This is a genomic window from Streptococcus catagoni, from assembly GCF_011421425.1.
Taxonomy (GTDB): domain Bacteria; phylum Bacillota; class Bacilli; order Lactobacillales; family Streptococcaceae; genus Streptococcus; species Streptococcus catagoni.
In genome coordinates this window covers 711,979-731,571 of the sequence record NZ_WPCW01000001.1, presented here as the reverse complement: position 1 = coordinate 731,571, position 19,593 = coordinate 711,979, and the positions used below count along the sequence as shown (strand labels likewise).

Annotated in this window: 16 protein-coding genes and 1 pseudogene; all 17 read left to right on the top strand. The window is 38.3% G+C overall.

What is annotated here, in order from left to right; genetic code table 11:
* The first annotated feature begins 78 nt into the window (after window positions 1–78).
* A complete protein-coding gene (locus HBN42_RS03435) occupies window positions 79–1,575 on the top strand; it encodes a YfcC family protein (RefSeq protein WP_165993675.1) in 1,497 nt (498 codons plus the stop codon).
* Between the two features lie 32 nt (window positions 1,576–1,607).
* On the top strand, window positions 1,608–2,939 hold the full coding sequence (locus tag HBN42_RS03430) for a dipeptidase (protein WP_165993674.1): 1,332 nt from the start codon (window positions 1,608–1,610) through the stop codon (window positions 2,937–2,939).
* 16 nt (window positions 2,940–2,955) lie between these two features.
* Complete coding sequence (gene arcC / locus HBN42_RS03425) at window positions 2,956–3,906, top strand: carbamate kinase (RefSeq protein ID WP_165993673.1); 951 nt, start codon at window positions 2,956–2,958, stop codon at window positions 3,904–3,906.
* A 164-nt stretch (window positions 3,907–4,070) separates the two neighbouring features.
* A pseudogene (asnA, locus tag HBN42_RS03420) lies at window positions 4,071–4,645 on the top strand (aspartate--ammonia ligase); the annotation flags it as partial.
* A 290-nt stretch (window positions 4,646–4,935) separates the two neighbouring features.
* Window positions 4,936–7,872 carry an EndoS/ChiA family endoglycosidase gene (locus HBN42_RS03415; RefSeq protein ID WP_165993672.1) on the top strand — a complete coding sequence of 979 codons (2,937 nt, stop codon included), beginning with the start codon at window positions 4,936–4,938 and terminating at the stop codon, window positions 7,870–7,872.
* 586 nt (window positions 7,873–8,458) lie between these two features.
* The gene (rsmD, locus tag HBN42_RS03410; RefSeq protein ID WP_165993671.1) at window positions 8,459–8,998 is read left to right on the top strand and encodes a 16S rRNA (guanine(966)-N(2))-methyltransferase RsmD; all 540 of its coding nucleotides are present in this window, start codon (window positions 8,459–8,461) and stop codon (window positions 8,996–8,998) included.
* Complete coding sequence (coaD, locus tag HBN42_RS03405) at window positions 8,988–9,479, top strand: pantetheine-phosphate adenylyltransferase (protein ID WP_165993670.1); 492 nt, start codon at window positions 8,988–8,990, stop codon at window positions 9,477–9,479. The genes rsmD and coaD overlap by 11 nt, the downstream gene beginning before the upstream one ends.
* Window positions 9,466–10,503 (top strand): SepM family pheromone-processing serine protease, encoded by a 1,038-nt coding sequence (locus HBN42_RS03400; RefSeq protein ID WP_165993669.1) that lies wholly within the window; start codon window positions 9,466–9,468, stop codon window positions 10,501–10,503. The genes coaD and HBN42_RS03400 overlap by 14 nt, the downstream gene beginning before the upstream one ends.
* Before the next feature lie 125 nt (window positions 10,504–10,628).
* Window positions 10,629–12,584, top strand: coding sequence for a BglG family transcription antiterminator (locus HBN42_RS03395; protein WP_165993668.1), 1,956 nt, complete (start codon window positions 10,629–10,631; stop codon window positions 12,582–12,584).
* 21 nt (window positions 12,585–12,605) lie between these two features.
* On the top strand, window positions 12,606–13,082 hold the full coding sequence (locus tag HBN42_RS03390) for a PTS sugar transporter subunit IIA (protein ID WP_165993766.1): 477 nt from the start codon (window positions 12,606–12,608) through the stop codon (window positions 13,080–13,082).
* Window positions 13,079–13,357 (top strand): PTS sugar transporter subunit IIB, encoded by a 279-nt coding sequence (locus HBN42_RS03385; protein WP_165993667.1) that lies wholly within the window; start codon window positions 13,079–13,081, stop codon window positions 13,355–13,357. The genes HBN42_RS03390 and HBN42_RS03385 overlap by 4 nt, the downstream gene beginning before the upstream one ends.
* Before the next feature lie 12 nt (window positions 13,358–13,369).
* Window positions 13,370–14,716 carry a PTS galactitol transporter subunit IIC gene (locus HBN42_RS03380; protein ID WP_165993666.1) on the top strand — a complete coding sequence of 449 codons (1,347 nt, stop codon included), beginning with the start codon at window positions 13,370–13,372 and terminating at the stop codon, window positions 14,714–14,716.
* Between the two features lie 90 nt (window positions 14,717–14,806).
* Window positions 14,807–15,637: a rhamnulose-1-phosphate aldolase gene (gene rhaD, locus HBN42_RS03375; protein ID WP_165993665.1), complete on the top strand. Its 831-nt coding sequence runs from the start codon at window positions 14,807–14,809 to the stop codon at window positions 15,635–15,637.
* 200 nt (window positions 15,638–15,837) lie between these two features.
* Window positions 15,838–16,821, top strand: a complete 984-nt coding sequence (locus tag HBN42_RS03370) for a LacI family DNA-binding transcriptional regulator (protein ID WP_165993664.1) — start codon at window positions 15,838–15,840, stop codon at window positions 16,819–16,821.
* On the top strand, window positions 16,814–17,725 hold the full coding sequence (gene rbsK / locus HBN42_RS03365) for a ribokinase (protein ID WP_165993663.1): 912 nt from the start codon (window positions 16,814–16,816) through the stop codon (window positions 17,723–17,725). The genes HBN42_RS03370 and rbsK overlap by 8 nt, the downstream gene beginning before the upstream one ends.
* Window positions 17,700–18,098, top strand: coding sequence for a D-ribose pyranase (gene rbsD, locus HBN42_RS03360; protein WP_165993662.1), 399 nt, complete (start codon window positions 17,700–17,702; stop codon window positions 18,096–18,098). Before rbsK ends, rbsD begins: the two co-directional genes overlap by 26 nt.
* Window positions 18,099–18,113: 15 nt before the next feature.
* The gene (locus HBN42_RS03355; RefSeq protein ID WP_165993661.1) at window positions 18,114–19,592 is read left to right on the top strand and encodes a sugar ABC transporter ATP-binding protein; all 1,479 of its coding nucleotides are present in this window, start codon (window positions 18,114–18,116) and stop codon (window positions 19,590–19,592) included.
* Window position 19,593: the final 1 nt, after the last annotated feature.

Here is a 19,593-nt window from a genome sequence, read left to right as displayed (position 1 = left end):
TTAAAGATCGTTCTGGAGCTGGCAACAATCACCAGAACCAGAACGATTTTTTATATTTTAATTACAGAGGTAAATATAATGGAAGAACAAAAAAAACGGGGTTTTAAACTCCCTTCCTCCTACACAGTACTCTTTATCATTATTGCTATCATGGCAATATTGACATGGTTTATCCCTGCTGGAGCATATGATACTACAAAAGATGGAACGGTTATTTCCGGTACCTATCATGCTGTAAAATCAAATCCACAAGGGATTTATGATGTTTTCATGGCTCCTGTACGTGGGATGCTTGGTGCTAAAGGTACTGATGGGGCTATCCAAGTCTCATTCTTCATCTTAATGGTTGGTGGCTTCTTAGGTGTTGTCAATAAGACTGGTGCCTTGGACCAAGGGATTGCCTCAGTTGTTAAGAAGAACAAAGGTAGGGAAAAGATGCTTATTGCAATCTTGATTCCTATTTTTGCTCTTGGTGGAACAACTTATGGTATGGGTGAAGAAACAATGGCTTTCTATCCACTCCTTATTCCTGTTATGATTGCTGTTGGTTTTGATACCCTTGTTGCTGTTTCAATTATATTGATTGGTTCTCAGATTGGCTGTCTGGCCTCAACCATTAACCCATTTGCAACTGGTGTTGCTGCCGATGCAGCTAATGTTAGTATCGCAGATGGAATTATCTGGCGTGTGATTCAATGGTTTGTATTGGTTGCCCTTGCAATCTGGTATGTTCATAGCTATGCTGTTAAGGTTGAAAAAGATCCAAGCAAATCATTAGTAGCAGATAAGATAGATGAGCACCGTGAATATTTCAAACTTGAAAATCAAGGTTCAGACATGACAAAACGTCAAGCGAAAGTACTTTGGATTTTTGTTATTACATTTTTGATCATGATTTTGAGTTTGGTTCCATGGGAACGCTTTAATATCACGCTCTTCACTGCACTAAATAAATGGATCACAGGACTTCCTGTGATTGGTACAGTCTTTGGTAAAACAGCTATACCTTTTGGAGAATGGTATTTCCCAGAAATTACAATGCTCTTTATTATGATGGGTATTTTGGCAGCTATGGTCTACAGAATGTCTGAAGAAGACTTTATTTCATCATTCCTAGCAGGTGCTGCTGACCTACTTGGGGTTGCGATCATCTGTGCGGTTGCTCGTGGTATCCAAGTTATCATGAACAATGGTATGATTACAGCTACCATCCTTAACTGGGGGGAACATGGACTTTCAGGTCTTTCATCACAAGTCTTTATTTTCTTAACTTACCTATTCTACTTACCAATGTCATTCTTAATCCCATCAACTTCAGGTTTAGCTGGAGCAACTATGGGTATCATGGCACCTTTGGGACATTTCTCAAATGTTCCTGCACACTTGGTTATTACAGCCTTCCAATCTGCCTCTGGAGTTCTTAATATCATTTCACCAACTTCAGCAATCGTTATGGGAGCTTTAGCTCTAGGTAAAGTTGATATTGCGACATGGTGGAAATTTGTAGCTAAATTTATCGTCATGGTAATGGTTATTAGCTTGGCAATATTACTTCTTGCTACATTCTTCATTTAAACTCTTAGTTTTTAGTTTAGAGGTGAAAGAAAATGGAAAAATTTATAACAAGCCAAAATCAAGAAGCTTGTGTAGAAGCAATTAAAACTATTGTTTCTTATCCTTCAGTTTTAAATGAGGGAGAAAATGGTACTCCTTTTGGACAAGCTATTCAAAATGTTTTAGAAAAAACCCTTGGAATTTGTGAAAGTTTAGGATTTAAAACTTATATAGATCCAAAAGGGTATTATGGTTATGCTGATTATGGAGATCAAAAAGAAGTACTAGCAATTCTTTGTCACTTAGATGTTGTCCCAGAAGGTGATCGCAACCTTTGGAACACAGATCCTTTTGAATGTGTGGAAAAAGACGGTCGTTTATATGGACGTGGTACACAAGATGACAAAGGACCTTCAATGATGGCCTTATACGCAGTCAAATCTTTGATTGACGCTGGGGTCACATTTAAGAAAAAAATTCGTTTCATTTTTGGGACTGATGAAGAAACATTATGGCGTTGTATGAATCGTTATAATGAAGTTGAAGAAACAGCAACTTATGGCTTCGCTCCAGATTCTAGTTTTCCTCTTATTTATGCTGAAAAAGGGTTATTACAAGCCAAATTGGTTGGTAAAGGTTCTGATAAGCTCAATCTCGAAGTTGGTAATGCCTATAATGTCGTTCCAGCCAGAGCTTCTTATCAAGGTGAGTATTTAGAAGATATTCAAAAAGAATTGGAAAAAAATGATTTTGAATATGTTTTAAAAGATAATGAAATCACTGTTTATGGTCTTGCTCAACATGCCAAGGATGCCCCTCATGGGATCAATGCCTTGATACGTTTAGCAAAAGCACTCAATACATGTTTTGACGACCCTACCATTGATTTCCTAGCAAATGTCATTGATGAAGATGGCAAAGCATTAAATATTTTTGGACCAGTTGAAGATGAACCTTCAGGAATCTTAAGTTTCAATGTTGCCGGCCTAACAATGACCAAGGACTTAACTGAAATTCGTCTAGATATTAGGATTCCAGTTTTAGCCGACAAAGAAAAATTAGTTGAAGAACTCAGCACAAAAGCTAAGGAATACGGATTAACTTATAAAGAATTCGACTACTTAGCACCTTTGTATGTCCCACTTGAAAGTGAGTTGGTGACAACATTGATGGACGTTTACCGTGAAAAAACCGGTGATCAAAGACCAGCAATGTCTTCTGGAGGAGCAACCTTTGCAAGAACAATGCCAAACTGTGTGGCATTTGGAGCTCTTTTCCCAGATTCAGTACAAACAGAACATCAAGAAAATGAAAATATCGTTTTAGAAGATGCTTATAAGGCAATGGATATCTATGCTGAGGCCATCTATCGACTAACGCGATAAAAAAGGAGAATGATATATGTCAAAACAAAAAATAGTAGTTGCCCTTGGAGGAAATGCTATTCTTTCTACAGATGCATCAGCTAAAGCACAACAAGAAGCTTTAGTCTCAACATCTAAATCACTTGTAAAATTGATCAAAGATGGTAACGAAGTTATCGTAACACATGGTAATGGACCACAGGTTGGAAATTTACTCTTACAACAAGCAGCAGCTGATTCAGAAAAAAATCCTGCAATGCCTTTAGACACTTGTGTGGCTATGACTGAAGGAAGTATTGGTTTTTGGCTTGTCAATGCCCTTGATAATGAATTAAAAGCTCAAGGTATTGAAAAAGAAGTGGCAGCAGTTGTGACTCAAGTTATTGTTGATAAAGATGACCAAGCTTTCACAAACCCAACTAAACCAATTGGACCTTTCTTATCAGAAGAAGAGGCCAAAAAACAAATGGAAGAAACTGGAGCAAGCTTCAAAGAAGATGCAGGACGTGGATGGCGTAAAGTTGTGCCTTCTCCAAAACCTGTTGGTATCAAAGAAGCAAATGTTATCAGAAGCCTAGTTGATTCTGGTGTTGTTGTGGTCAGCGCTGGTGGCGGCGGTGTCCCTGTGGTTGAAGATCCTACTACTAAAGAAATTACAGGTGTTGAAGCTGTTATTGACAAAGATTTTGCCAGCCAGACCCTTTCAGAACTTGTTGATGCTGATCTTTTCATCGTATTAACTGGTGTTGACAATGTTTTTGTTAACTATAACAAACCAGACCAAGAAAAACTGGAAAAAGTTACTGTATCTCAAATGAAAGAATACATTGGCCAAAACCAATTTGCACCAGGAAGCATGTTACCTAAGGTAGAAGCAGCTATTGCCTTTGTTGAAAACAAACCAAATGCTAAAGCTATCATCACTTCCCTTGAAAACATTGATAATGTTCTTTCAGCAGACGCTGGAACACAAATTATCAGTGACTAATCAAAAGAGCTTTGGATTTTATCCAAGGCTTTTTTCTTATCTCTAATAAGACCTACTTCCAATGTTCAATTAAGAACTTAGGAAATTCCCTGATTTTAAAGCTTTTCTTATCTTTTTTCAGAATAGGTGTATAATGGTTCTAATATTTTATATAAGTTAGGAAAGTGGAAACTATCTATAAGGTAATCCGACTAACAGAATTAGCAGTAGAAGCGTATTATGACATTGAAGCTGTCTTGCCTAAGAAGGTCACCTTTATCCATACAGAAGATTTGGTTAAATTATATCCCGATCTTAGCCCCAAAGAAGGAGAAAATGCTATTACTAAGGAGCATGGAGCAGTGTTCTTGATTGGGATTGGCGGTGATCTAGCAGATGGTAAAACTCATGATGGCAGAGCGCCTGACTATGATGACTGGACAAGTGAAACAAGTCAGGGCTATCGTGGTTTAAATGGGGATATCCTAGTTTGGAATGACCAACTAGCCTCTGCCTTTGAATTATCTTCTATGGGAATTCAGGTAGATCAGGAGGCCTTGAAACGTCAGATCGCCCTATGAGCGACTAGAATTTGATTGGCACCAGTCTTTATTAGATGGAAAGTTCCCTATTACTATTGGTGGTGGGATTGGCCAATCATGGATGGCCATGTTCCTCTTACGTAAAAAAACATATTGGTGAAGTTCAAACCTCAGTCTGGCCATTAGAAGTTTGCAAGACATTTGAGAATATTTTATAGATAAGAAAGGTCTTAACATCTGCCTTTCTTTTTTTGTCTTTCTTGACAGTTTTCTGTTGCTAACTTGACTGCAAGGCTATTTTGATCTCCAAATCAGGGGCTCTGTTTCTTAGCCCAGGTCTTTATTTTTAGTCTTATATAGCTTTAAAATATTAAATATGTGTTATAAAACCTATAGTTTGTTTCTTTTCAAAAAACATCTTTGCTGCTATACTTAAGGCGAATTATTTATGAATGCGCTTACAAAAAGTTCTTCATAGATAATATCTTAAAAATCCAAGGAGATTGTGATGGATAAGCGTTTAGTTGTAAAACGAGCCTTAGGCGGCGTGTGTGCAGGGGTCTTAATTGCAGTTGCTCTTCAATCAAGCCCTCAATTAAGCTTTAGTAACTGGCAGCCAGACATTGTCTTTGCTGAAGAGAAAGCACAGGAGGGTAGTCACCTTGTCGAGCAGATCAGAAGGGGAGAAAAAGGTCCTCTCTATGCTGGTTATTTCCGTACCTGGCATGACAGTTCTTCTACTGGTAAGGACGGGAAACAGCATCATCCTGAAAATACCATGAAGGACATTCCTAAAGAAGTTGATATGGTATTTGTCTTCCATAATGAAACAGCTGATAATAGTCCATTTTGGTCTGATTTGAAAAACGCTTATATTCCTAAATTGCATAAGCAGGGAACAGCTGTTATTCAGACTATAGGCTTTAACTTTCTCGTTGGAAAGGCTGGTATTTCAAAAGATCAAGCTGATAAATATAGTGATACAGAAGAAGGAAATCGTCTCTTAGCACAAGATATTGTGAAAACATATGTCTATGATAGAGGCGTTGATGGCTTAGATATTGATATTGAACCTCATGACTATAATGCCGGCAGCCCAGAAGCTCAGCGTGCTTTAGTTGTCTACAAAGAAATAGCCAAGCTTATAGGAAAGTCAGGTACAGATAAGAGTAAATTGCTTATCATGGATACAACTCTTAAACCTTCTAGGAATCCTCTTTTCCAAGAGGTTGCTCCGTCAACAGACCTGGTTTTAAGGCAGTTTTATGGTATGCAGGGAGAACGAGAATTAGATTCTGATTGGGAAGAATTTAAAAATTATATTTCCCCTAGCCAGTATATGATTGGCTTTACCTTCTACGAAGAAAATGCTGGTCAGGGTAACATTTGGCATGATATCAATGATTATGATCCTGCTGATCCAGATAAGGGTAGTCGTATTGAAGGAACGCGTGCAGAGCGTTATGCTAAATGGCAACCTAAAACAGGTGGGGTGAAGGCTGGTATTTTCTCCTATGCCATTGACCGGGATGGGGTTGCTCACCAACCAAAATCTTTGGATAGTAATCCAGGAATAGAACATCCTACTGACAAGGTTGTGAAGTCTGAATATAAGGTTTCTAAGGCTTTGAAAGATCTGATGATCTCTGACAAAGCTTATAATGAGATAAATGAAAAGGATTTTAAAGATCCTGCTTTGTTGAAAGCTGTTAAAGAACAGGTGGGGAAATTTCGGGGAGACTTGGCTTTATATGATGGAACCTTAATCCTCAATGATCCTGCCATCAAAGACTTGTCTGGCTTAAGCCAATTGAAGCAGTTGGGAAAGCTTAAATTGCAGGGTTTGACCCAGTTAAAAGCCCTTAGTTCAAAGGACTTGCCCAAAAGTATTTTGAAATCAGGCCAGCTTGACTTGAGTGGCATGACCTCACTTGAAAGTTTAAAGCTCAAAGATAGTCAGCTAGAAAGTTTGACACAATTAGATGTGCCACATTTGACAGCTTTGAAGTCTTTTGATATTTCTAAGAATCGTATGGATTTGCTTGGCGAAGAAGCTTTGCTAACTCAGATTCTTACCACAGTTTCTCAAAATGGTGCCAAATCTGACGCAGATAAGGCTTTTTCAGGGCAAAAACCAGTGGGCTACTACCCAAAGGAATATGCAAGTAAGAATGTAAAGCTGGCAGCAGATGGGAAAGACCATGACATCTTTAAAGAATATGTTCTAGGGACAGTTACTAAGGCAGCAACTTTAATCAAGGACAGTCAAGAATTTGAAGAGTTCAAGCAGAAAGAATTGGCTGGTCAAAAGCTTATTGCTGCTGACTATACTTATGATCAATTTGTGGTTTCTTATGATAAATTTACAGTTGAGCAAGTGGATGACACTTTAAGTGAATCTCAAGATAAGGTCATTAAAACTGATAAGGATAGTACTCGTCAGATCAAGGTTTACAATGCTAGTAAAGAACTCATACATAAAATGACTGCTGTTATTGGTAATGGACCAAGCATGCGCACCAACCTAGCAAAAGGGGCTGATGTTCTATATGGAAATAAAGAAATGGTGACTCGAGCAATTGATGATGATCGTTCAACTTACTATTTTGATTGGAACCCACAAAGTCATTTTGTTTTAGATTTAGGCAAACTTGTTAATGCTAACTACTGGCGACTCTATAATGCCGAAGTCTTAAAAAATCGTTATTCTGCAAAAGATTATAATGTGGCTTCAGCCAGTTTACAAGTTTTAAAGGATTCTTCTGTAGATTTAAGCAGTAAAACGAAGGAAGAACAAGAAGCCATTTCAAATGATGATAGTCAATGGCGTACAGTTGCCTCTGTTAATGAAGCAGGAGCTATTATTGAAGGTAAACTTGATGATGCTCTAGGACGCTACTGGAGATTTGACATCAAAGGTTCGGTTAACCCTAAAAATCCTCCTTATGTGGTTGAGCTTCAAATTCTTGGTACTGCTATGGATGTTTCTACTTTTGATCATTCCTTAGCCAATGCCAAAAAGGTTGGTGAGGATCATACCAAGGCTTTAAGCAAAACAGTTATCAGTGACTATAATAAACAAATTACAGAGATCAGTTCTCAATTAAAGAGTGCCGACTTGTCGCAAGAAAAGGTGACAGAGCTTAGTCAACAACTCGACCTTCTGGCCGCAAATCTTCAAAAATCCGCAAGCCTTAAAGAGGATGCCTATAAGGCTCAAGAAGCTTCTAAGGCTGCTCGGCTCAAGGTAAAAGACAAGATCTTTAAGACAGAAGATCTTGATAAGGTTAAGGCACTAGAAACTGAACTGGTTAGCTTAGAACATCAGATTGATGAAAAATTGGGAAAAGAAACTTATGATGCTGACTTAGAAAGCTATATTGTCAGTGTCAATGTCAAGGTTTCAGAGCTTACGAAGATAAGCCCTACTACAGAAAAAAATTAAGAAAAAGCACAATAAGTCACACCTTTCCTTATTCTTTTTGAAAAAACAGGCAGTCATCTACCTAGTCTCAGACTGTAGACAAACCCTATTTACCTAGACCAATAAGCTCAGAAGCTTTGCAGGCTATCAATGGATTTCCTATTTCTACGAGCAACCGCGAGCCGATTAACAATATCTTCGCCGTTCTGAAAGTGTCTAGAATGTCTTTAATATAGGCATTCTAGACACCTGGAACTTGCCAGACCTTAGGCTCGAAAGTTAGGTATGGAATTCTTTGGTTTTCTTAAACAGTCACTTCCCTGACTGTTTAACCTGTCCGACAGCACCTAAGGAAGGTATCAAAAAAGACTTTTTCTTCAAAAAGACCAGGTAAATGACTACCTGGTCTTTTTGCTTACTTTATTAAAGTACTGTCAATAAAGTGCTTTAGTTCAAAGATAGGGAATGCTTGCTTTTGAACGGCTCAATTAGTAGTCTTCAGGTCAGAGCAGATTCTCTTTAGAACTTTGCCTTGTTTTAGGAGAAAAATTCTAAAATAGCGGTGTAAAAGCTTGGATAGTCTTATAATTCTGTTATAATAAAAATTATGAGAATTGTATCAGGTGAATTTGGTGGGAGGCCCTTAAAGACCCTCCAGGGAAAAACAACCAGGCCTACTTCGGACAAGGTTCGAGGAGCCATGTTCAATATGATTGGCCCTTACTTTGATGGGGGTCGGGTTTTAGATTTATTTGCAGGCTCAGGAGGGCTCTCTATTGAAGCTGTTTCTAGAGGAATGAGCCAAGCTGTCCTGGTCGAAAGAGACCGTGGAGCGCAAGCTATTATCCAAGAAAATATCAGGATGACAAAGGCAGAACAGCGTTTTCAGCTCTTGAAAATGGAAGCTAAAAGAGCAATTGAGCTTCTGGATCAAACTTTTGATTTGGTCTTTTTAGATCCGCCCTATGCTCAAGAAGAAATTGTGGCCACTGTTGAGGCTCTTGACGCAAAAGGCCTACTTGGCCCCGAAGTGATGCTTGTTTGTGAAACAGATAAGAAAGTTCACTTGCCAGAAGAGATTGCCTGTCTTGGTATTTGGAAAGAAAAAATTTATGGAATTAGTAAGGTAACTGTGTATGTCAGATAAAATTGGACTGTATCCAGGCTCTTTTGACCCTGTCACAAATGGGCACGTGGATATCATAGACCGTGCCAGTAAGCTTTTTGATCAGCTTTATATTGGCGTTTTTTGTAATTCTGAAAAAAAGGGATTCTTTGATTTGGAGATAAGGATCAGAATTCTTAAAGAGGCTCTGAAAAACTATCCTAACGTGACAGTAATCTCTGCCCAAGATAGGTTGGCAGTAGACGTGGCAAAAGAACTTGGTGTCACCCACATGGTTCGTGGTCTAAGAAATCCCACAGATTTTGAATATGAGTCAAACCTGGAATATTTCAACAATCGCTTAGAAGAACAGCTTGAAACCATCTATTTTATAGCTAGAAATGTCTTTCGGCCCCTTAGTTCTAGCCGTATAAAGGAGTTAATTCATTTTAACTCACCCATAGATGATTTAGTCCCACAATCAGTAGTTGACCAATTGGAGCGTATAAATGAAGACTATTAAAAAATTAAAATGGTGGATAATCAGTATCCTCCTAACCATTGCTATCCTCATGGCACTCTTTTTTCCACTGCCATACTACATTGAAATGCCAGGCGGAGCCTACGATATTCGTTCGGTTCTTAAGGTAAACAATAAAGAAGACAAGGCAAAGGGTTCCTATAACTTTGTTGCTGTGAGCCTAAGTCGGGCCTCCCTAGCCCAGTTACTCTATGCTTGGATGACACCCTTTACAGAGATTTCCTCTGCCGAAGCGACCACAGGTGGCTATAGCGATGCGGATTATCTACGTATCAACAGGTTTTATATGGAGACCTCTCAAAATGGAGCTATCTATCAGGCCTTGAAATTGGCTGGAAAAGAAGTTTCCTTAGATTATCTGGGAGTTTATGTTTTAAATGTTAATAAGAACTCAAGTTTTAGAGGGGTTCTTAATATCGCTGACACTGTGACCAGTGTCAATGGCAAGAACTTTAAAAGTTCGGCTGATCTGGTTAAATATGTATCTAGCTTAAAGCTAGGAGACAAAGTCCAGGTTCAATTTATTTCAGATGGCAAAGAAAAGACTAAAACTGGTAAAATTATTAAGCTGACAAATGGTAAAAATGGTATTGGAATAGGCCTAACGGATCATACCAAGGTTCATACCGACCAGAAGATAGAATTTAGTACAGAAGGTGTTGGCGGACCAAGTGCTGGTCTTATGTTTACCCTAGATATCTTAGATCAGATTAATAAGGAGGATCTAAGAAAAGGCCGCAAGATAGCTGGGACAGGAACTATTGCCCAAGATGGTAAGGTTGGAGAGATTGGCGGAGCTGGACTAAAGGTGGTAGCTGCGGCTGAAGCTGGTGCAGAGATCTTCTTTGTTCCTAATAATCCAGTAGACAAAAAAGTCAAAAAGTCCAATCCAAAGGCTCTTAGTAACTATCAAGAAGCAAAAGAAGCTGCTAAAAAACTCAAAACAAAAATGAAGATTGTTCCTGTTAAGACAGTGCAAGAGGCTATTGCCTATCTTCAAAAATAAGCAAACTAACCTTTTTCTAAAGAGATATCAAGACTTCCAGATTATTTTGGAAGTTTTTTGACTTTTATGTTTTTTAAAAAAAGCTATACTAACTATTGTAAGGGGTTACAAAGCTAGGAGATGTCATGAATAGTAGGCAAAAGACTTTATTAAGGGATTTACTGAGTCAGACGGATTATAGAACAGCAAATGATTATGCACAGCTCTTTTCTGTGTCTACCAAAACTATCTATAAGGATATTGACCATCTAAATCAGTTTTTAGCGAATTTTGAAGTTGCTGTTGAGCGTAAGCCTCACTTGGGAATGATTCTAGTCATTTCTGATAATGAACGACAAAAAATCACTCAATTTCTGCACAGTGCTGATTATCATAGCGAAGCAGATTATAGGATGTCAACGGATTACCGCGAACTAGAAGTGATTCGAGAATTAGGGTTCGGTTCAGGTAATATTCAACTGTTTGATTTTGCCTTGGAATATTTCGTCAGTGAAGCTTCGGTTAAACGTGACTTGGAAAAGTTGGCAGATTCTGCTAAACCTTTTGATATCGTCTTAGATAGGTCGGAAGGAAAGGTTTGTCTAAAGGGTAAGGAGTCCAATATTCGAACCTTTTTAAGACAGGCTATCAGTGATCGCATTTTGAAGGACCAGGAAGAACTGTCTTTACCTATATTAGAACGTTTTTTCTTAGCCGATGATTTGCACAATATCGTATCAACTCTGACCCATTACACCCAGCAGTATTATTTCGAGATTAGTGATGTTTATAAATGCTATTTTATTCTTGATGCCACCATAGCTTTTCTCAGGTTTAAACAAGGCAAGTTACTCAATCAGGTTGAGGATTTGGCTACTGAAAACCTTCAAAGTTATGAAGTTTCATTTTTAGCAACAGAGTTTTTAGCCAATCTGTATCAGCTATCTCCTGAAAGTCTGCCCCAAACAGAAATCTCAGCCACCCTATCAGCCTTGTTAGCCGTTGGTTACATAAAAAATGATTCTCATTTTGAACCAGATTTAATTGAACAGGTTCATTTCTTAATCACTGAAGTCAGCCGGTTGACTAGTGTGGATTTAAGCGATGATGACCATCTAAAAAAGATGTTGCTGGTACATATCCAACCCATGCTCTTTCGTTTAAAGCATCGGGTGATGATTTCTAATCAGATGACGGAAGTCATTAAGACCCAGTACAGTGTCTTATATCACTTGGTTTGGCTGGCCACAAAAGAATTGTCAAACTCTTATCAGGTCAATTTAAATGCTACGGAAATTTCTTTTTTAACCATTCATTTTGAAGTAGCTATTCAAAGGAAACTAAAGCCCTTGAAGATTTATGTGATTTGTCCCCATCATTTAGCCACTTCAGAATTGATTATGGCACAGTTACGAAAAGTTATTCCCTTGAGCGAGTGTATTCAAGCTGTAGATAAAGAAGATTTAGCCAGATTAGCTCTAACCGATCAAGACTTGATTATTAGTTCTGTGGATATTTCGGATATGGGACTACCTTTTATATTTGTCAATAGTATTATCACGCCACAACAACTGCAACAGATTCAGCGTTACTATTCTAATTTTTCACAAGGGAATACCCAATTATTGACCCAGCTAGCTGATCATAAGACCTATATTGAATCCGTCATTAAGCATCTGATAGGTGATGGCATTTTTCTAAAGAAATCATTTAAGTCTAAAAAAGAATGCTTAGATTATATCATTTCTTTATCAGCTTCCGAAAATCAAGACAATCCAGCCTATCAAAAATCAATTTTTAAGCGTGAGCACTTAGGTGCTACTAGTGTTTATACGGGTATTGCCCTACCCCATGCGAATCCTGAAACGGTGAGTAAATCTCAGCTTATTATGATGACTCTTGATAAGCCAATCAAGTGGGACATGCACTATGTCAAAGTGATCATGTTGATTGCCATTGAAAGTTTAGAAGTAGCATGGTATCGGGAGGCATTAATAAGTATCTATTCCAAAATAGATAGTAAGGCTTACATTGATGATCTGTGGGCAGCAACTGATAGCCATAGCTTTAAAGAAGCCTTATTTAAAGAAGTTTATTATTAAAAAGGAGACCATATGAGTCCTATTATTCCAAGGTTAGTGGGTAAAGATTTGATTAATCTTCATGTCAATGCCCAGAACCAATCAGAGTTATTAGCTAGTCTTTCAGAGTATTTACTTGAAAAAGACTATGTCTTAGAAAGTTTTAAGGAGGCCATTGTTTCTAGAGAAAAGGAATATCCAACTGGTTTACAGCTTGAAAATATAGCAGTTGCTATTCCTCATACTTATGCCCAGCATGTCAAAAAACCTTTTATTTTTATCAATCGTCTAGAAAGACCAGTTTCCTTTATTCAAATGGGAACTGATGATGAGCTGCTGGATGTCCACTATGTCATGGTTTTAGGCATTTCACAGCCGGAAGAACAAACGAGCCTATTGTCTGAACTAATGGCACTCTTTTCGGATCAATCATTTATTCAAGCTCTAGAAAGTACAAAAGACCAGATGGCTGTTTATCAATTATTTGCGGATCAAAAAAATCAGGAGGATTTAAAATGAAAAAAATTATTGTCGCTTGTGGGTCAGGCGTTGCCACTTCTCAAACAGTGGCATCAAAGGTTAGTCGTTTGTTAAAAGAACAAGGTCATCCCTGTGAGATTGAAGCAGTAGATATGAAATCATTGGATCATCATATTAAAGGAGCAGATGCATACATCTCAATTGTCAAACCTAAAAAGGATTATGGCATTCCTGTTTTTAATGGTGTCGCCTTTTTAACAGGTATGGGACAAAAACAAGAACTGGATAAGATTCTTGATTTTATCAAGGGTTAAAAGGAGAGGATTATGGATATCTTAAAGACGGTTATTCAGTACATATTAGATTTAGGAGCAGCTGTTTTTGTACCTTTCTTGATGCTCATTGTGGGCTTATTGATGAAAATGAAATTTAGGGATGCTTTCTCAGCAGCCTTAACTTTGGGGGTTGCCTTTACAGGGATGGGCATACTGGTGAACTTTATCATGACTAGTATGGGTGCTGCAGCTAATGACTTGACCACTCATACTGGAATTTCTTTGCCAGCTGTTGATATTGGATGGCCTGGGGCAGCTTCTATCAGTTGGGCATGGCCTTATGCCTTTCTCATGTTCCCTTTGCAATTGGGGATCAATTTCTTACTGTTAGTGACCAATCAGACCAAAACTTTAAATGTGGATTTGTGGAATATTTGGAATAAAATCTTCACAGCAGTGATTGTGACTTATTTTACCAATAATGTTCTCTTTGGCTTCCTTGCTGCAGCTATTGTTATTGTTTTAGAATTAAAACTAGGAGATGTCTTTGCACCAGAAGTGGAGCGACTAACTGGAATTCCAGGGGTTACAGTACCTCATTTTATTTGTTTAATTGCTGTCCTACTGCATCCAATTGATGAATTACTGAAGAAAGTTCCCTTGCTAAATAAACAATTTGATGCTGATACCCTCAAAGATAAAATTGGTGTTTTTGGTGAAAACTCCGTAATGGGTGCTATTATTGGCTTTATACTCGGTTTATCTTCCGGAAATGGGGTCAAGTATGCTTTTACCTTAGCAGTTCAAGCAGCTACTGCCTTAACACTTTTTCCTATGGTGTCTAAGCTATTCTCTCAAGCCCTTTCTCCAATTTCTGAGGCCGTATCTGAATTTATGCGTGAACGTTTCGAAGATAGAGAGGTTTATATTGGTCTGGACTGGCCAATCCTAGGAGGGCGAAATGAGCTTTGGGTGGCTGTTATCTTTACTATTCCATTCTTACTTATTGGGGCAGTTACCTTGCCACATAATAGTGTGCTTCCTTTTGCAGGCATTATTAATTTGTCCTTTGTAGTTGGAGCCTTGCTGCTTACCAATGGGAATGTTTTAAGAATGATTATTCACGGTTTAATCTCAACGCCTCTATTTTTATACGGGGCCACTTATTTCACTCCATACATGACACGATTGGCGCGTGAAACAGGAACACTAGATAAAGGGATAAAAGGAATGATTTCTTGGTCAACTTTTGAAGGTCCAGATATTCGTTATTTACTTGCTACTATTTTTAAGGGCGATTTACTCTCTATCTTGCTATTTGTTTTATGGTTAGGTCTCTACATCTGGCTACTAAAAGATCGTAATAAATACAATCAGGCTATTCAAGAAATAGGTTAAACCGTTCATTAGTTACTAATGTTTAATTGAAGAAAGTCTTTTGCAAGGCGAAAGGCAGCTTTTAAGAGTATCAGTTAAAAAGGAGAAAAGATGAATTATCCAACTTACATTCAAGGTCTTATTGAGATTACTTATGATATGTGGCAACAAGGCTGGGATGAATATAATGGTGGCAATGTAAGCTATCGACTAAGAGAAGAGGAAATCGCAAGTCTAAAAGAAGATTTGGCAGATACTGACTTTAAGCTTTATCCACAATCTCCGGAAGTAGAACTCATGCCAATTCCTGGTAATATGCAAAATCAATACTTGCTCATTTCCGCTTCTTGGAGTCATTTTAGACAGTTGAAAAACCAAGCAGCTGTGGATTCTGGAATTATACGCTTAACCCAAAAGGGCTATCAGGTCTTAGCAGGATTTAATTCCGGTAAAAACCCAACCAGCGAAATTTTTATGCATATTCTGGCACATTCGGCTAGACTGTCTGTCAATGAGCAGCACCGAGTGGTTGTTCACAATCATGCCACTAACTTAGTGCTTTATTCCTTACTTAATGAGGTCACTAGTCAAAGTCTGACTCTAGATTTATGGTCTGTTTTAACAGAATCCATAGTGGTATTTCCAGATGGTATTGCTGTTCTTCCATGGGAAGTTCCCGGAACCAGACAAATAGGACTGGACACAGCCAGAGAACTCAGAGAGCACCGCTTGGTGGTTTGGGCAAAACACGGTGTCTTATCAACAGGAATCGACTACCAAGATTGTTTTGGCCTGATCGAAACAGCTAATAAGGCTGCTAAACTGGCCCTTGATTTAAAAATGATTAGTCAAAAAAACTTGCAAGATTGTAATGTCTTAACGGTTGATAATTTAAAAGAGGTCTGTCAGGCTTTAAAAGTAAAGGGAAAATACTTAGACTAGACAGCGCAGAAAAAAATGGCTTATCTTTTAGAGCTTAGCAAGTATTCCTTGTTTAATCCACAAGGAAGAAAGGTTCTTTAAAGATAGGCCTTTTTTCTTTTTTATAAGAAAAAGTCTCTTCTAGCAGCTTGACAAGATAGAAGAAAACGTTTACAATAACTGTGAGACCGATTCCATATTTAGAAGTGAGGACATATTTAATGGCTACTATTAAAGAAGTTGCTGATCAAGCTGGTCTTTCAAAATCAACTGTATCACGTTATATTTCTCAAAATGGATATGTTTCAGAGGCTGCACGTTTAAAGATAAAAGAAGCTATCAAAAATTTAAATTATAGCCCAAATGTTATTGCACAGTCTCTTAAAACCAAGAAAAGTCAACTAGTCGGCTTGCTTTTACCTGACATATCTAATCCCTTTTTCCCCAGACTAGCTAGAGGGGTAGAAATTTACCTGAAAGAAAAGGGCTATAGTGTGATGCTAGGAAATATTGGTGATAGTGAAGTACTTGAGGAAGAATACCTAAAGGTATTGCTGCAAAGCAATGCTGCTGGTATTATCACGACTCACGATTTTACCAAGAGGCATCCTGAAATACAAATTCCAATAGTGGTGGTGGATCGTGTCAATCAAGAAACAAAGTATGGTGTCTATTCAGATAATAAATACGGAGGTCAACTAGCGGCGCAAATCATTTGTCGTGCAGGAGCAAAAGAAGTCTTACTCATCAAAGGCCCACTGGACATGGCGACAAATATCAAAGAACGTTACAAAGCCAGTTTAAACTATCTGAAAGAGGAGAAAGTCACACTTAGAGTAGTTGATAGTGACAGTTTTGACTTTGACCTCATACAGGCTGAAGCTCAAAGAAATTTAGCCTTCTATCAAAACATTGACAGTATTATAGCGCCTTCTGACATTCATGCTATAGCCTATATTCATGAATTACATGCAAGAGGGCGAAAAATCCCTGAAGAAGTTCAAGTTATTGGTTATGATGACATTTTGATGAGTCAGTTTATCTATCCTTCCCTGTCCACCATTCACCAATCATCCTATCAGATGGGACACCACGCTGCAGAATTAGTCTATAAGATTGCTAATCACTTGCCAATTGAAGAAAAAAGGATTAAATTACCTGTTCACTATGTTGAACGTGAAACCATAAGGAGGAAAGATGAGTAAAATTATTGTTATTGGAAGTATCTCAATGGATTTAGTCATGGAAACCAGCCGCATTGCCCAAGAAGGTGAAACTGTTTTTGGGGATAAATTTTCCATGGTTCCTGGAGGAAAAGGGGCTAATCAAGCCGTTGCCCTCGGTCGCTTATCTGCTGATGGTGATCAGATATCTATGTTAGGAACTGTAGGAGAAGATGCATTTGGTTCTTTATTGAAAGATAATTTAAGGGCAAATAAGGTTGAAACAGAATTTGTGGGAACGGTACCATTATCTTCTGGCATTGCACAGATAACCCTTCATAATCATGATAACCGCATTATTTACTGTCCTGGTGCCAACAGCGAGGTTCATCCTGAAAAGTGGGATAGCCAGTGGGAGCTTATTAGTCAGGCTGATTTAGTCATTCTTCAAAATGAAATTCCCCATGAAGCCAACAAAATAATTGCTGAGTATTGTAAAGACAAGAAAATCAAATTACTCTATAATCCAGCCCCTGCTAGAGATACAGATCATGAAATGATCGCCTTGGTGGATTATTTTACACCAAATGAACATGAGTGTCAGGACTTATTCCCAGATCAAAGTCTTGAAGAGGTCCTAAAGACCTATCCCAACAAAATCATTGTCACCTTAGGCAGTAAGGGCTCGGTCTACTGTGATGGAAGAGAAATTAAGACTATTGCGGCCATAAAAGCAAAGGTGGTTGATACAACAGGAGCAGGTGATACCTTTAATGGTGCCTTGGCTTTAGCCCTAGCTAAAGAAGCGTCCATTGATAAGGCCCTAAAATTTGCGACTCTGGCTTCACATTTATCCGTTCAAAAATTTGGTGCCCAAGGTGGGATGCCTAGTCTGAAAGAAATGAAGGAAAACGAACATTATGAAGAAAACTGGAATTTTGAATAGTAATCTAGCTAAACTAGCTGACGACTTAGGACATACTGATCAAGTCTGTATTGGTGACCTAGGACTACCTGTCCCAGCTACAACTCCAAAGATTGATTTAGCTTTAAAAGCTGGTAGCCCAAGTTTTCAAGAAGTTGTTGATATTTATTTGGAAAATATCCTTGTGGAAAAAGTTATCTTAGCTGAGGAAATTAAAAGTAAGAATCCTCAACAGTTAGAGCAACTTTTAGCTAAGCTGGATAGTCATGTGCAAGTAGAGTATCTGAGCCATGAAGAATTAAAGGAGCTTAACAAGAACGTTAAGGCAGTTATTAGAACAGGAGAAAACACACCCTATTCCAATGTGATATTGCAATCAGGAGTAATCATTTAGAAAGGTCTTTTGATCATGAAAATTGACATGAGAGATATTTCCAAATCTTTTGGGAAAAATAAGGTTTTAGAAAAGATAGACCTGCTTATTGAGTCCGGTCAAATCCATGCCTTAATGGGAGAAAATGGTGCTGGGAAATCAACCTTAATGAACATTTTGACAGGTTTATTTCCGGCCACTTCAGGAAAGATCTACATAGATGGAAAGGAAATGACCTTTTCCAATCCTCAGAAGGCAGAAGAATTTGGGATCAGTTTCATTCACCAAGAAATGAATACCTGGTCTGAAATGACTGTCCTAGAAAATCTTTTTCTGGGTAGAGAAATCAAAAATCGCTTTGGTTTACTTGATCAAAAAGCCATGGTGAAAAAGGCTGAGCAAGCCTTTAAACGTCTTGGTGTTTCCATACCACTTAATCAGACCATTGGGCACCTATCCGTTGGTCAGCAACAGATGATCGAGATTGCAAAAAGCTTGTTGTCTAAGGTTTCCCTTCTTATTATGGATGAGCCTACGGCTGCCTTGACAGACAGAGAAACTGAAAATCTCTTTCGTGTTATTGCTTCCTTAAAGAGTGAAGGTGTGGGAATTATTTATATCTCACATCGTATGGAAGAAATTTTTAGAATTACGGATCTGGTAACAGTTATGCGTGATGGCATTGTGGTAGATACCAGAGAAACCAGTTCTACCAATCCTCATGAACTGGTCAAAATGATGGTTGGTAGAGAACTAAAAGATTTTTATCCTGAAAAAGCCTCAGAAATTGGCCCCATTGCCTTTGAGGTTGAAAATCTTAGTGGAGAAGGCTTCACAGATATTTCCTTCCAGGTTAGAAAGGGTGAAATTTTAGGATTTTCTGGTCTAATGGGAGCTGGCCGAACAGAGGTCATGCGTGCCATTTTTGGCTTAGACCGCAAGCTATCTGGTCAGATTAAAATTGATGGAAAAGAAATCAAACTATCAAATCCAGCGGAGGCTATTAAACAAGGGGTTGGCTTTTTAACAGAAGACCGAAAAGACGAGGGGCTTATTCTAGATTCTTCAGTCAAGGATAATATGACCCTGCCGAGTGTTAATGATTTCGTTAAAAAATGGATTTACGATGAAAAAACCAGCACGATCTTTGTGAATCAATTGATTGATCGCCTAAGAATAAAAAGTGCAAAACCTAATCTACCTGTTGGCAATCTTTCTGGAGGTAACCAACAAAAAGTTGTTCTGGCTAAATGGATTGGCATTGCACCCAAGGTATTGATCTTAGATGAACCAACCAGAGGAGTAGATGTTGGTGCTAAACGTGAAATCTATCAATTAATGAATGAATTAGCTGATCGTGGTGTTCCTATTATTATGGTTTCTTCTGACCTACCAGAAGTATTGGGAGTGAGTGATCGTATTATTGTCATGCACGAAGGGAAAATTGCAGGGCAGTTAGAGCGGCACCAAGCTAGTCAGGAAAGTATTATGCATTTGGCTACAGGAGGTAAGTAAG

Bases quoted from the DNA above. Each gene is read 5' to 3' on its own strand.
- HBN42_RS03435 (WP_165993675.1), top strand. From the start codon at position 79: ATGGAAGAACAAAAAAAACGGGGTTTTAAACTCCCTTCCTCCTACACA.
- HBN42_RS03430 (WP_165993674.1), top strand. From the start codon at position 1,608: ATGGAAAAATTTATAACAAGCCAAAATCAAGAAGCTTGTGTAGAAGCA.
- arcC (WP_165993673.1), top strand. From the start codon at position 2,956: ATGTCAAAACAAAAAATAGTAGTTGCCCTTGGAGGAAATGCTATTCTT.
- HBN42_RS03415 (WP_165993672.1), top strand. From the start codon at position 4,936: ATGGATAAGCGTTTAGTTGTAAAACGAGCCTTAGGCGGCGTGTGTGCA.
- rsmD (WP_165993671.1), top strand. From the start codon at position 8,459: ATGAGAATTGTATCAGGTGAATTTGGTGGGAGGCCCTTAAAGACCCTC.
- coaD (WP_165993670.1), top strand. From the start codon at position 8,988: ATGTCAGATAAAATTGGACTGTATCCAGGCTCTTTTGACCCTGTCACA.
- HBN42_RS03400 (WP_165993669.1), top strand. From the start codon at position 9,466: ATGAAGACTATTAAAAAATTAAAATGGTGGATAATCAGTATCCTCCTA.
- HBN42_RS03395 (WP_165993668.1), top strand. From the start codon at position 10,629: ATGAATAGTAGGCAAAAGACTTTATTAAGGGATTTACTGAGTCAGACG.
- HBN42_RS03385 (WP_165993667.1), top strand. From the start codon at position 13,079: ATGAAAAAAATTATTGTCGCTTGTGGGTCAGGCGTTGCCACTTCTCAA.
- HBN42_RS03380 (WP_165993666.1), top strand. From the start codon at position 13,370: ATGGATATCTTAAAGACGGTTATTCAGTACATATTAGATTTAGGAGCA.
- rhaD (WP_165993665.1), top strand. From the start codon at position 14,807: ATGAATTATCCAACTTACATTCAAGGTCTTATTGAGATTACTTATGAT.
- HBN42_RS03370 (WP_165993664.1), top strand. From the start codon at position 15,838: ATGGCTACTATTAAAGAAGTTGCTGATCAAGCTGGTCTTTCAAAATCA.
- rbsK (WP_165993663.1), top strand. From the start codon at position 16,814: ATGAGTAAAATTATTGTTATTGGAAGTATCTCAATGGATTTAGTCATG.
- rbsD (WP_165993662.1), top strand. From the start codon at position 17,700: ATGAAGAAAACTGGAATTTTGAATAGTAATCTAGCTAAACTAGCTGAC.
- HBN42_RS03355 (WP_165993661.1), top strand. From the start codon at position 18,114: ATGAAAATTGACATGAGAGATATTTCCAAATCTTTTGGGAAAAATAAG.